10 protein-coding genes are annotated in these 12,606 nt (G+C 60.6%); 7 read left to right on the top strand and 3 right to left on the bottom strand.

Annotated elements, in window-relative coordinates; genetic code table 11:
• Positions 1 to 11: 11 nt before the first annotated feature.
• The 4 genes from fabZ to lpxB are packed head-to-tail and all read left to right on the top strand — an operon-like array spanning position 12 to position 3,353.
• A complete protein-coding gene (gene fabZ / locus CLV41_RS16655) occupies positions 12 to 476 on the top strand; it encodes a 3-hydroxyacyl-ACP dehydratase FabZ (protein WP_103223556.1) in 465 nt (154 codons plus the stop codon).
• 6 nt (positions 477 to 482) lie between these two features.
• Complete coding sequence (gene lpxA, locus CLV41_RS16650; RefSeq protein WP_103223555.1) at positions 483 to 1,280, top strand: acyl-ACP--UDP-N-acetylglucosamine O-acyltransferase; 798 nt, start codon at positions 483 to 485, stop codon at positions 1,278 to 1,280.
• Between the two features lie 4 nt (positions 1,281 to 1,284).
• Positions 1,285 to 2,169 (top strand): LpxI family protein, encoded by an 885-nt coding sequence (locus tag CLV41_RS16645; RefSeq protein ID WP_103223554.1) that lies wholly within the window; start codon positions 1,285 to 1,287, stop codon positions 2,167 to 2,169.
• Positions 2,166 to 3,353, top strand: a complete 1,188-nt coding sequence (gene lpxB / locus CLV41_RS16640) for a lipid-A-disaccharide synthase (RefSeq protein ID WP_103223553.1) — start codon at positions 2,166 to 2,168, stop codon at positions 3,351 to 3,353. The genes CLV41_RS16645 and lpxB overlap by 4 nt, the downstream gene beginning before the upstream one ends.
• Positions 3,354 to 3,494: 141 nt before the next feature.
• Here the strand turns inward: lpxB and gltA are convergent, their stop codons facing one another.
• Both gltA and gltX read right to left on the bottom strand, forming a co-directional pair.
• Entirely contained in the window at positions 3,495 to 4,787 is a 1,293-nt protein-coding gene (gltA, locus tag CLV41_RS16635) for a citrate synthase (protein ID WP_103223552.1), read from the bottom strand.
• Positions 4,788 to 5,026: 239 nt separating this feature from the next.
• A complete protein-coding gene (gene gltX / locus CLV41_RS16630) occupies positions 5,027 to 6,451 on the bottom strand; it encodes a glutamate--tRNA ligase (protein ID WP_103223551.1) in 1,425 nt (474 codons plus the stop codon).
• Positions 6,452 to 6,742: 291 nt separating this feature from the next.
• On the opposite strand from gltX, the gene CLV41_RS16625 reads away from it, so the two are divergent.
• Positions 6,743 to 9,001: a ComEC/Rec2 family competence protein gene (locus CLV41_RS16625; protein WP_170107223.1), complete on the top strand. Its 2,259-nt coding sequence runs from the start codon at positions 6,743 to 6,745 to the stop codon at positions 8,999 to 9,001.
• Positions 9,002 to 9,035: 34 nt separating this feature from the next.
• Here CLV41_RS16625 and lexA read toward each other — a convergent pair whose 3' ends face one another.
• Positions 9,036 to 9,746, bottom strand: coding sequence for a transcriptional repressor LexA (lexA, locus tag CLV41_RS16620; RefSeq protein ID WP_103223549.1), 711 nt, complete (start codon positions 9,744 to 9,746; stop codon positions 9,036 to 9,038).
• Between the two features lie 431 nt (positions 9,747 to 10,177).
• On the opposite strand from lexA, the gene CLV41_RS16610 reads away from it, so the two are divergent.
• The gene (locus CLV41_RS16610; protein WP_103223547.1) at positions 10,178 to 10,987 is read left to right on the top strand and encodes an alpha/beta hydrolase; all 810 of its coding nucleotides are present in this window, start codon (positions 10,178 to 10,180) and stop codon (positions 10,985 to 10,987) included.
• 22 nt (positions 10,988 to 11,009) lie between these two features.
• Positions 11,010 to 12,395, top strand: coding sequence for a class II fumarate hydratase (fumC, locus tag CLV41_RS16605; RefSeq protein WP_103223546.1), 1,386 nt, complete (start codon positions 11,010 to 11,012; stop codon positions 12,393 to 12,395).
• Positions 12,396 to 12,606 lie beyond the last annotated feature (211 nt).

Raw genomic sequence — 12,606 nt, 5'->3', positions numbered from 1 at the left:
AGGGGTATTTCATGGAAGACGCAGAAACCAAAATACTTGCCAGCGCAGATATCATGGAAATCATGAAGCTTCTGCCACACCGCTACCCTTTTTTGCTGATTGACAAGATCATCGAGATGGACGGCGATGACAGCTGTATCGGCATCAAGAATGTCACCATCAACGAGCCACATTTCACTGGCCACTTTCCCGGACGGCCGGTCTTCCCGGGTGTGCTTCTTATCGAAGCGATGGCACAGACCGCCGGTGCGCTTTGCGTGCATGCAAGGGGAAGCGATGCCCCGCCGCAGCTCGTGTATTTCATGACCATCGACAGGGCCAAATTCCGCAAACCGGTGGAACCTGGCGATCAGGTTCATTTTCACGTCAAGAAGATCAAACAACGCTCCAATATCTGGAAATTCGATGCTGTGGCGACGGTCGCCGGAGCAAAAGTCGCAGAAGCTGAAGTCAGCGCCATGCTGGTAGATGCGTGAGGAAACATGACTGACATACATCCGACGGCCATTGTCGAGGACGGGGCCGTGATCGGCGACGGGGTGCGTATTGGACCGTATTCGATAATCGGGCCGAACGTCCAACTTGCCGAGGGTGTGACACTGGAGGCTCATGTCGTTGTCGCCGGGCATACGGCAATTGGAGCGCGCACCCACATCTTCCCTTTTGCCAGTATCGGCCACAAGCCGCAGGATCTGAAATACGCCGGCGAGGTGACATATCTGAAGATCGGTGCGAACAATCAGATCCGTGAACATGTGACGATGAGCCCCGGCACCGAAGGCGGCGGCGGTGTGACAAACGTAGGCGACAATTGCCTCTTCATGATGAGCGCACATGTCGGACATGACTGTCAGGTGGGCAACCATGTCATTCTGGCCAATAACGCGACTTTGGCCGGCCATGTGGAACTGGAAGATTTTGTTATTCTGGGCGGGCTCAGCGCCGTGCGGCAATGGTCCCGGATCGGAACCGGTGCGATTATCGGCGGCATGACCGGTGTCGAATTCGACGTCATTCCTTACGGATCGGCGATTGGCGACAGGGCGCGCCTTGCGGGTCTTAATCTTGTCGGCCTGAAACGCAAAGGCATACCGAGGGAGCAAATTCATGCTCTCAGGGCCGCCTACCGTGCTCTGTTTGAGAGTGAAAACGGCACGTTGCGCAGCCGGGCGGAAGCTTTGGCGGCCGAAAGTACCGATCAGCCGTTGGTAAAGACGGTGACGGATTTCATCCTGGACAAGGACGACCGGCGGTTTTGTACTCCGCGCAGCGAAGACTGAGAAAATGCCCGCCCCGGATCAGGCAGAGACGAGACGGATTGCCCTGATTGCCGGGAACGGCAGCCTGCCGGGACAGATTGCGGATGCACTTGCCGCGGCAGGGCGTGAATTTCGGATCATCGCCATCAAGGGGGAAGCCGAAGCGCTTACCCGCGAGCGGGCCGACGCGGAGCTGGGCTGGGGTGAAATCGGCCGTCTCTACAATTTTCTGAAAACGAGCGGCTGCCGGGATATCGTGCTTATCGGCGGAGTGTCCAGGCGGCCCGATTTCACATCCATTCTCGGGGATTTAGGCACGCTCAAACGTCTGCCAACCATTATCCGGGCCCTGGCGGGCGGAGATGACAGCCTGCTTACGAAAGTGATCCGGTTGCTTGAAGACGAGGGGTATCGCGTCGTGGGGATCAAGGATGTCGCGCCGCAATTGCTGGCCTCCGGCGGTGTTCTGGGCCGCGTTCAACCCGCCAAGGATGACTGGCGGGATGTCGAACTGGCGTTGAAGGCAACCGAGAAGCTTGGCGAGCTCGATATCGGTCAGGCTGCTATCGCGGTCGGCGGGCGCGTGGTCGCGCTCGAGGGGGCCGAGGGCACGGATGCCATGCTTGAGCGCTGCGCGGAGTTGAAGCGGATCGGCAGGGTACGGGCAAAGGGACGTGCAGGCGTCCTGGTCAAGACCGCCAAACCGAACCAGGACCTGCGGGTGGATCTTCCAACGGTCGGACCCAGAACAATCGATCTCGCACTTGCGGCCGGCCTTGCGGGGATCGCGGTGGAAGCGCATGGGGCGCTTATTGCCGAAAGGGACGAAACCCTCCGCAAGGCCGATACGGCAGGCCTGTTCCTGATCGGTCTGGACCGATCACAGGGCGCCGGAGTTGCCGATCAATGACCGGCAGCATGCCGACCGTCTGCCTGGTCGCCGGGGAGGAATCAGGCGACCAGCTTGGCTCGGAACTTATCAAGGCTCTGAACGGGCGACTTGGCGAAGGTGTCCGGTATTGCGGTGTTGGCGGCGAGCGGATGACCGCGCTCGGCCTCACGAGTTTCTTTGACATTACCGACGTTTCGGTCATGGGACTGACCGCCGTGCTGGCCCGGTTGCCGCGCATCGTCAGACGGGTGTATCAGACCGTCGATGCGGTGATCGCCGCCAATCCGGATGTGCTGGTGATCATCGACAGTCCCGACTTCACCCACAATGTCGCCAAACGGGTCCGTAAGAGGGCGCCGCATATTCCGATCGTCGGATATGTGTCTCCGTCCGTCTGGGCCTGGCGGCCGGGCAGAGCCCGGAAGATGAGCGTCTATGTCGATGAATTACTGGCGCTCCTGCCGTTCGAACCGGAGGTGCATAAACGCCTTGGCGGGCCCCGCACCCACTATGTCGGTCATCCATTGAGTGAAAACTCTGCAGACCTGCAGCCGGGCGACGGCGAACGCCGCCCCTTGAGCGAGGCTGGCAAAGTGTTGCTGGTGCTTCCGGGCAGCCGGGGCAGCGAGATCGACCGGCTCCTGGGTGTATTTGGTGAGACTGTTGCGAAGGTCGCCAAGGATCTGCCGGATCTGGAAATTGTCCTGCCGGCGGTTTCCCATCTTGAAGGCAGGATCCGGGACGGCGTTTCGAACTGGCCGGTGAAGCCGCACATCGTCTGCGGGCAGGAGGCCAAGAAGGCGGCCTTCCGCCGTGCGCATGCCGCGCTCGCGGCTTCCGGCACGGTGTCGCTGGAACTGGCGCTGTCGGGGGTCCCGATGGTCGTTGCCTACAAGGTCGACTGGTTCTTTCGCAGGATCAAGGAGCTCAACCGGATCTTCAGGTTCTCCAGCGTGGATTCCTTCGTCCTGCCGAACATAATCCTCGGCGCGAAGGCAATTCCCGAGTTTCTCGATGACGAGGTGCAGCCGGACGTTCTGGCGGACCATCTGAAGGCCTTGCTCAGCGACAGTCCGCAACGGCGCGAGCAGGTTGCCGAGCTTGCGCGGCTGGACGAGGTGATGCGCCTGCCGGATGGCCACAGCCAGCGCGGAGCCGCGGCGGATGTCGTCGTGACTGCAATGGCGCTGGACCGAATTTAAGCGTGTCGCGTTAAATTGAAACCAGACAAGAAGCTCCAGACAACATCCGCCATTCAGCTTCCGGCGCTAAACAATCCGTCAGGTTAGGCGGAAACAAAAAAAGCTCCCGGAAATCCGGGAGCTTTTCTGACAACGGCTGCTTTAGCGGCGTTGTTCGATCGGCGTGTAATCGCGCTTTTCGGCGCCTGTATAGAGCTGGCGCGGCCGGCCGATGCGCTGGGACGGATCTTCGACCATTTCCTTCCACTGTGCGATCCAGCCGACGGTGCGGGCGAGAGCGAACAGGACGGTGAACATCGTCGTCGGGAAGCCGAGCGCGCGCAGGGTGATGCCCGAATAGAAATCGATGTTCGGGTAGAGCTTCTTCTCGATGAAGTATTCGTCATTGAGAGCGATTTTTTCCAGCTCCATGGCGACGTCGAGAAGCGGGTCGTCCTTGATGCCGAGCTCGTTGAGCACTTCATGCGTGGTTTTCTGCATGATGCGCGCGCGCGGGTCGTAGTTCTTGTAGACCCGGTGCCCGAAGCCCATCAGGCGGAACGGGTCGTTCTTGTCCTTTGCGCGGGCGACGTATTCGGGGATGCGGTCCACCGAACCGATCTCCGACAGCATGTTGAGAGCCGCTTCGTTGGCGCCGCCGTGAGCAGGGCCCCACAGGCAGGCAATGCCGGCCGCGATGCAGGCGAACGGGTTGGCGCCGGAAGAGCCCGCGAGGCGGACCGTCGAGGTGGACGCGTTCTGCTCGTGATCGGCATGCAGGATGAAGATACGGTCCATGGCGCGGGCCAGAACCGGGTTCACCTTGTACTCCTCGCACGGAACGGCAAAGCACATGTGCAGGAAGTTGGCCGCATACCCGAGATCGTTGCGCGGATACACGAAAGGCTGGCCGATATGGTATTTGTAGGCCATGGCGGCGATCGTCGGCATCTTGGCGATCATGCGCAGGGAAGCGACCATACGCTGGTGCGGATCGGTGATGTCGGTCGAGTCATGGTAGAAGGCAGCCAATGCGCCGACAGTTCCGACCATCACGGCCATCGGATGGGCATCCCGGCGGAAACCGGAGAAGAACCGGTTCATCTGCTCATGGATCATCGTGTGATAGGTGACGCGCTGGACGAAATCGTCCTTCTGCACCTTTGTCGGCAGTTCGCCATAGAGCAGCAGATAGCAGGACTCGAGGAAGTCGCCATGGTCTGCGAGTTGATCGATCGGATAACCGCGGTAAAGAAGCGTTCCTTCGTCACCATCGATATAGGTGATTTTGGATTCGCAAGACGCGGTTGAGGTAAACCCCGGGTCGTAAGTGAACATTCCAGTATCATGGTACAAGGACGAAATGTTCACTACCGACGGTCCGATGGATCCGTCAAGAACGTCGAAACCGTGGTCTTTACCACCGACGCTGAGCTTGGCGTTGTTGTCGGCCATTCAGAAAACCCCTTCACGTTAACCTGAGTACCGTCCTGATGACTGGCGCTTCCTGGGAAGGGCCCCGATATCGGTTGCCGGACGGCAGTTGAGAAATTTTCGCGTCTTGCGTAGCCCATTTACCGCACTGCCGCAAGCTGGCCTGTATAAAGCTTTGGTCAAAGACGGATCGGGCGGCTGCGGACGGCCGTCCGATTTAATTGAGGCGTTGCCCGCAGGCGCGCGGAGCGCAATTGATATCAGGCAGCCTGATCCTGGATTCTGGCAAGGGACTCCTCTCTGCCGAGCGCAATCAGCACGTCGTAGATGCCAGGCGACGTGCCACGCCCTGTGAGGGCGGCACGAAGCGGTTGGGCCACTTTGCCGAGCTTCAGTTCCTTCTCCTCCGCATAGGCCTTCACGGCCGCTTCCAGGGGCTCCTCGGCCCAATCGCCAGCGGCAGACAGAACGGCGTGGAGGTCGGCGAGGATCGCCTTTGCCTCATCGGTCAGGATCTTGTCGGCTTTCTCGTCGGTGTCGAGCGGACGTTGCCGCCACAGATAAGAGGCGCTTTCGGTCAGCTCCACAAGCGTCTTGGCTCGTTCCTTCAGGCCGGGCAGGGCGGTCAGGGCGGTGTTGGCGTTTTCTCCCGCCGACAGCCAGTTCAGGACTGTCTGGCCGTTTTCTGCATGCGCCAGATAGACCTTCCAGTGGTCAAGCAGTTCCGCTTCGCCTGTGGCGCGCATGTAATGCCCGTTGAGGTTTTCGAGTTTCTTGAAGTCGAACCGGGCGGCGGACTGGCCGACCGCCTCCAGTCCGAACCATTTGATCATGTCGTCGAGAGACATGATTTCCTCATCGCCGTGGCTCCAGCCAAGACGGGCGAGGTAATTGCGCATGGCCTGCGGCAGGTAGCCCATCGCCCGGTAGGCTTCCGCGCCGGTGGCGCCATGGCGCTTGGAGAGTTTGGCGCCGTCCGGGCCGTGAATGAGCGGAATATGCGCCATGGCCGGAACTTCCCAGCCGAGCGCCTTGAAGATCAGGGTCTGTCTTGCGGCATTGGTCAGATGGTCGACACCGCGAATGATATGCGTGACGGCCATGTCGTGATCGTCGACCACGACCGCATGCATGTAAGTCGGTGTTCCGTCCGAGCGCAGCAGGATGAAATCGTCAAGGTCCTTGTTGGGAATCACGACCCGGCCCTGTACCAGGTCGTCGACCACCGTCTCGCCGTCCTGCGGGGCTCTGATGCGCACGACCGGCGCAACGCCTTGCGGTGCCTCGGAGACATCCCGGTCGCGCCAGGTGCCGTCATACCGCGGCGGCTTGCCCTCAGCGCGGGCTTTCTCGCGCATTGCGGTGATTTCCTCCGGAGAACAGTAGCAGCGATAGGCGGTGCCATTGGCGAGCATCTGCTCAACGGCTTCCTTGTGGCGTTCCACCCGCGAAGCCTGGGAAATCGGATCGCCTTCCCAGTCAAGTCCCAGCCAGGAAAGGCCGTCGAGGATGGCGTCCACCGCTTCCTGAGTCGAGCGGGCGCGGTCGGTGTCCTCGATGCGCAGCAGCATCCGGCCGCCGTGATGCCTGGCGAACAGCCAGTTGAAGAGCGCGGTGCGAGCGCCGCCGATATGAAGAAAACCCGTTGGAGAGGGAGCGAAGCGCGTGACGATTTCTTGTGGCATGGTGATTATTTGAAAGTCTCTGTAAGAATAGCGGCACGGTCCGCGCCGTTCGTGGTGGCGCGGTCTTAGCACAGGCTTCGGCAAGGCTAAATAGGGGCCCGCTAATTACGGTTGGAATTGCCCGTTTCTTCCGGTGATGAGGTGAAAGGATCGTTGGCGAAGGAGCAAAACGAGCTACCGCAAGATGACAGCCGCCCCGCCGCGGCAACGGTTCGTGACGCCCCGTCGTTTAAAACCGGCCGGAGCAACCGGAAAGACGCAGGCGATGAAGCCGCAGGAACCCGCAGGTCCGTGTGGGCTTTCCTTTCCGGGCCAACGGGTCCGCGCACGGAAGCGGACGAGCGGGGCCGGGACAGTCACGCGCTGTTGTGGTGGAGCTTCGCCTTTGCCACAGGCATCGCGGTCTACAACTTTCTCCCAGAAGAACCTCACTGGCCGGTGCTGGCCATTCTTGCCGCACTGGCATTGGCGCTGGTCGTTTGGTCCGGGCGTCATGGAACCCTGGGCAAATCCGCCATACTGACGCTCGCACTGGTCTGCGGCCTGTCCGTTGCCTCAACCCGGACCGCCTTCGTGGATGCTCCGCGGCTCGGCGAGACGATGACCGCCACTTTAACCGGCCATGTTCTTGAAAGCCGGACCGGTTTGAGGGGGACCCGGGTCCTGCTTGGAGTGGAGACAATAGACGGGCGCCCGAGGAGCGAAGTGACGTTTCCTGAAAAAGTACGCCTGCGGGTTCCGGCGGGCAGCCCAAACGGGGTCGGGGAAGGTGTCAGCGTAAGGGTGCGGCTGTTTCCACCGGCGGGACCGGTGAGCCCCGGCGGATATGATTTTTCCTACCGCGCCTTCTTTTCAGGGATTGGAGCAACCGGGTTCAGTTACGGTCCGGCCGTGCCTTTCGAAACCGGAGATCCATCCTTGCCGCTGCGCGCGGCGGCGCAAATCCAGAGCTTGCGAGACGGACTAACGGACCGAATCAAGTCAGCTCTGCCGGACACGCCGGAAAGGGCTCTCATTATTGCTCTTCTGGTCGGGGATCGCAGCGGCATCAGCCAGGAGCAGGAAGACGATTTGCGGGCAGCGGGTCTGGCCCATATCCTGGCGATATCCGGACTTCACATGGCGCTGTTTGCCGGTGGAGCATACGGCTCGGTCCTGCTGTTTCTGGCTCTTTTTCCATCTCTGGCGCTGCGCTGGCCGACCCACAAATGGGCTGCCGTCGCCGCGTTGGCCGCTGCCGTTGCCTATCTGCTCATTTCCGGCGCGGCGGTTGCTACGCAGCGGTCCTTCCTGATGATCGCCCTCGTCTTTCTGGGCATTTTCACCGGTCGCCGCGGGTTGACGCTGAGAAGTGTCGCGCTCGCCGGTCTGTTCCTGCTGTTTCTCGCACCCGAACGATTGTTCTTTCCCGGCTTTCAGATGTCCTTCGCCGCGGTCATCTGTCTTGTTGCCGTTTACGAACTGTGGCGCAATCGCTCCGCGGACTGGCAGTCGAAGCAGCACCGGGATGAGGGTCATGCCGGGGGACGCGCCGGTCATATCCTGCGCTTCGTCGGGAAATGGGCCGTGGGTCTGTTCGTCACCGCGCTGGTCGCCGGACTGGCCACGGGCATCATCGGCGCGCACCATTTCGGCCGCATCGCCCCTTACGGATTGCTGGGAAACCTGCTGGGCATGCCGGTATTTTCGCTGCTTGTCATGCCGATGGGCGTGCTGGCGCTGGTGCTGATGCCTCTGGGTCTGGGGGCGCTTCCCCTGCATGTCATGGCGTTCGGCCTGTCCATCCTGCAAAAGACAGCCGCCTTCACGGCGAACCTCGGTGCGGATGCCGGAGCTGTCGGGACGTTGAACGGCGCGTCTGCGCTGCTGCTTTTGTCGGCGCTGTTCATTGTCCTCCTGATTTCCGGCCGGCGGAGGCTTTTGGCGGTCGTTCCGTTCACCGCGGCCCTGGTGCTGATCGCCTTTTCGCGGCCTCCGGACATTCAGATCTCAGCGTCAGGGCAAGTCGTCGCCGCGCGGGACGATGCCGGACTGCTGCGGATCTCCAAAGGGCGGAAGACCTTTCAGGCGGAGCTCTGGTTCCAGCGCGAAGGAATATCTGAGCGGGAGATTGAATCGCGCACGATGAAATCGCCGCAACGGCGTTGCGATCGGGACGGATGCGTCGTCCTGGCCCATGCCGGGCAACGCGATAAAGATGCTGAGGAGAGCGTATCGGTTCCGCTGGCAATCGCCCTGCCGAAAAGCCCGCAGGCACTGTCGATGGATTGCCGTTATGCCGATTTGGTCGTAAGCGATCTGATCGTGCCGTCAGGCTGCCGGACGCGAACGGTATTCGACCTGCGGGTGCGGCGGCAACGGGGTGCGATCTCGGTATGGTTGTCCCATCCTGATCCGGCCGGCGCCGATCCGTCAACCGGGCGCCGCTCCGCAGAGCCAGAAATCAGCAGGGTCGAATACACCATTCCCGTTTCACCCCGGCCCTGGCACAGGCCGGGGATCGTCACCAGGGAAAGTGTACGGCGCTCTTTAAAGCGAAGCGGTCAGTGACAAAAATCAGAGCGCATGATGAGGCCGCCACTGCTCAATACTGGCGGACCAAGGCGACCAGGCGGCCCTGAACACGGACCCGTCCAGGTCCGAAAATACGGGTTTCATAGGCCGGGTTCGCAGCTTCGAGCGCAATCGAGGCGCCTTTCTTGCGCAATCGTTTCAGGGTCGCTTCCTCATCGTCGACCAGAGCGACAACGATATCGCCGCTGTCGGCGCTGTCCGTGCGGCGAATCAGGACCGTATCGCCGTCCAGAATGCCGGCTTCGATCATGGAATCGCCGCGCACTTCCAGGGCGTAATGTTCGCCCTTGCCGAGAAGCTCCTGCGGAACGTTGATGGAATGGCTGTGGGTCTGGATGGCTTCAATGGGAACACCGGCGGCGATGCGGCCCATCACGGGGATCTCCATGCTGGTGCCCGCAGGCTGGGTCACTGGAATCGCGGCTTGCGGTTTGCCGAGGGATCCTTCGATGACTTCCGGGGAAAAGCTGCCGCGCGGCCGCGGCGTGCCGAGACCCGGCGCGATCGAGTCCGGCAGGCGGATCACTTCCATCGCACGGGCCCGGTTGGGTAGCCTGCGTATGAAACCGCGCTCCTCAAGAGCCGTGATCAACCGGTGAATTCCGGATTTGGAGCGCAGGTCAAGCGCATCTTTCATTTCATCGAAAGACGGCGGGACACCGGTTTCCTTCAGTCTTTCGTGAATGAACATGAGCAGTTCATACTGCTTGCGCGTCAACATATTGCTTCCCCTGATCGCGAGAACGGATTGGTACAAATCAAGAACATACTACCTGTTCCCATTGTGTTCCGCAAGGGTAAATGTTCTCTTACTGTTCCGGTGTGCCGGGTACCTGAATTGAGGCTCTGGTATCGCGCACGGGATCTCCGGGTGGTTGATCAGGATGGTCCGCGGTCCAGAGAAGCAGACCGCAGATGCCGGGCCGAAGTTTGATCATGAGGTCGACGGCGACAAAACCGATCTGCCCACAAGCGAGTATGGCAGCTCCATCCTCTTTTCCTGGTCCTGCGTAGACGCGCAGCATGGGAGGGCATTTCCGCCAGGCCGACAAATCGACCGGCGGTATGCTTCAACACTGTCCATTCCGCTGGAGGGACAAATCTGCAAGGATGTGCGCCGGACTGGATTTCGGATTCGGCAGGGATGTGTGAATGACGGGTACACAAGTTACCGACTGGGATGATGCCTACGCCAATGGGGCCCATATTCCGGGGGCTGCGGACTATCCGCCGCGGTGGGAGGAAGAAGCCAAAACGTTCAGGAAAACCTGGATCGAGAAGGACCTGGGGATCGTGTACGGAGAGACGGATCGTCAGCGTCTCGATATCTTTCATCCGGAGGGCAAGGCCAAGGGGCTCGTCGTTTATGTCCATGGCGGCTACTGGCTTAAATTCGACAAGTCATCGTGGTCCCATTTCGCGAAAGGGTGTCTCGCTCGCGGGTGGTCCGTGTGCCTGCCGGGATATGATCTGGTGCCTGACGTACGCATAGCGGACATCACCCGGCAGATAGGCCTTGCGGTCAGCAAGGCCGGCGAGCGGGTCGGCGGTCCGGTCAGGTTGACGGGGCATTCGGCGGGCGGCCATCTCGTCACGCGTCTGGTCTGCGACGACTCGCCCCTTTCGCGGGACGTTCTCGCGCGGGTCGAGAAAGTTGTTTCGATCAGCGGGCTGCACGACCTGCGTCCGTTGCGGAACACGAAAATGAACGACGCGTTCCAGATGAGCGAAGAGGACGCTATCGCGGAAAGCCCTGCTCTCAAGACACCTTGCGGAACCTGTCCTGTCGTGGCCTGGGTCGGCGGGGACGAACGACCGGAATTCATCCGCCAGTCCCGCCTGCTGTCCGAGGCCTGGCCGAACGCCGAGTTTCATGAAGAACCTGGCCGGCATCATTTCGATGTCATCGACGGTCTGCAAGTTCCCGACAGCAATCTGACTTCAACCCTGTTGGCTTCGTAAGCCACCCTTCAGGAGATCCCGAATGCGCACGGAAAGTGACAGCCTGGGCGAAATCAGCGTTCCCGAGGACAAATACTGGGGCGCACAGACACAGCGTTCGGTAGCCTATTTTTCCATAGGCAGCGACCTGATGCCGATTGAACTCATCCATGCCTACGGCATTCTCAAAAAGGCGGCGGCGCTGACCAATGAGGATCTGGGCCTGCTGGACAGCCAACTGGCGGATCTGATCGTCCGGGCGGCCGAAGAAGTGGCGGACGGACAGCTGGACGAGCATTTCCCGCTACATGTGTGGATGACGGGCAGCGGCACGCAATCCAACATGAATGTCAATGAGGTGATCTCCAACCGGGCGATTGCCCATGCCGGCGGGGTGCTGGGCACAAAGGATCCGGTGCATCCGAATGATCATGTCAACATGTCCCAGTCGTCGAACGACACCTTTCCGGCGGCCATGCATATGGCGGCCGCCATTCAGGCGACGCACCGGCTGCTGCCCGGTGTCCGGACGCTGTATGAAAGCCTGAAAGCCAAATCCGAGGCTTGGGACGCGATCATCAAGGTCGGTCGTACCCATATGCAGGACGCGACGCCGCTGACGCTCGGGCAGGAATTTTCCGGATACGCCGAAATGCTGCACCAGGACATGGCGCGGATCGAACATGCCCTTAAGGACGTGTACGCGCTTGCGCTGGGTGGAACGGCTGTGGGAACGGGGATCAATACCCATCCGGAATTCGCGGAACGGTCCGCCGCAACGATAGCGGATCTCACCGGTCTTCCCTTTGTCAGCGCCCCCAACAAGTTCGCGGTGCAGGGCAGTCACGATGCTCTGGTGATGTTCAGCGGCGCTCTGCGGACCCTGGCTGTCTCGCTCTTCAAGATAGCCAACGACATCCGCCTGCTCTCCTGCGGACCGCGCTGCGGCTTCTACGAGCTGAAAATTCCTGCGAACGAGCCGGGCTCGTCGATCATGCCGGGCAAGGTCAATCCCACCCAGTGCGAGGCGCTGGCGATGATCGCAGCTCAGGTGATGGGGAACGATGTCACCGTCGGTATTGGCGGGGCGAGCGGTTATCTGGAGATGAATGTTTATAAACCCCTGATGATCAATGCCATTTTGCAGTCGATCCGGATCATGGGCGACGGCTGTACCAATTTCGCCCGCTACCTTGTCGATGGCATGGAACCGAACGAGAAGCGGATCAGGGAATATCTGGATCAGTCGCTGATGCTGGTCACCGCGCTCAGCCCCGTCATCGGGTACGACAAGGCCAGCCATGCGGCGCATCATGCATTCGAACACGACCTGACCCTGAAGCAGGCCTGCCTTGACCTTGGGTATGTCGACGAGGCGGAGTTCGACAGGGTCGTCGACCCCTCGAAGATGATCCATCCTGCCTTGTAAGCGGATGAACGTCTTGCGCTATTTATTTCGGGAGGGGCGGGATTTGGCCGTCCTTCAGACTGCTGAAAAATTATGTCAGCTTCGTCATTGCGGGGCTTGACCCTGCAATCCATGCCGTGAGCTTGCAGCAAGGCAGGCTGGGGTTCGGGGTGACGAAACGGCATGGATGCCATGGTCAAGCCATGGCATGACGGAGATGAATTTGCTCCAG

Origin of the sequence: Roseibium marinum, assembly GCF_002906165.1 — a bacterium.
GTDB classification, from domain to species: domain Bacteria; phylum Pseudomonadota; class Alphaproteobacteria; order Rhizobiales; family Stappiaceae; genus Roseibium; species Roseibium marinum.
The sequence above is the reverse complement of the archived record's forward strand: the minus strand, read 5'-3'. Positions and strand labels throughout refer to the sequence as shown.

Bases quoted from the DNA above. Each gene is read 5' to 3' on its own strand.
- CLV41_RS16610 (WP_103223547.1), top strand. From the start codon at position 10,178: ATGACGGGTACACAAGTTACCGACTGGGATGATGCCTACGCCAATGGG.
- gltX (WP_103223551.1), bottom strand. From the start codon at position 6,451: ATGCCACAAGAAATCGTCACGCGCTTCGCTCCCTCTCCAACGGGTTTT.
- gltA (WP_103223552.1), bottom strand. From the start codon at position 4,787: ATGGCCGACAACAACGCCAAGCTCAGCGTCGGTGGTAAAGACCACGGT.
- fabZ (WP_103223556.1), top strand. From the start codon at position 12: ATGGAAGACGCAGAAACCAAAATACTTGCCAGCGCAGATATCATGGAA.
- fumC (WP_103223546.1), top strand. From the start codon at position 11,010: ATGCGCACGGAAAGTGACAGCCTGGGCGAAATCAGCGTTCCCGAGGAC.
- lpxA (WP_103223555.1), top strand. From the start codon at position 483: ATGACTGACATACATCCGACGGCCATTGTCGAGGACGGGGCCGTGATC.
- lpxB (WP_103223553.1), top strand. From the start codon at position 2,166: ATGACCGGCAGCATGCCGACCGTCTGCCTGGTCGCCGGGGAGGAATCA.
- CLV41_RS16645 (WP_103223554.1), top strand. From the start codon at position 1,285: ATGCCCGCCCCGGATCAGGCAGAGACGAGACGGATTGCCCTGATTGCC.
- lexA (WP_103223549.1), bottom strand. From the start codon at position 9,746: ATGTTGACGCGCAAGCAGTATGAACTGCTCATGTTCATTCACGAAAGA.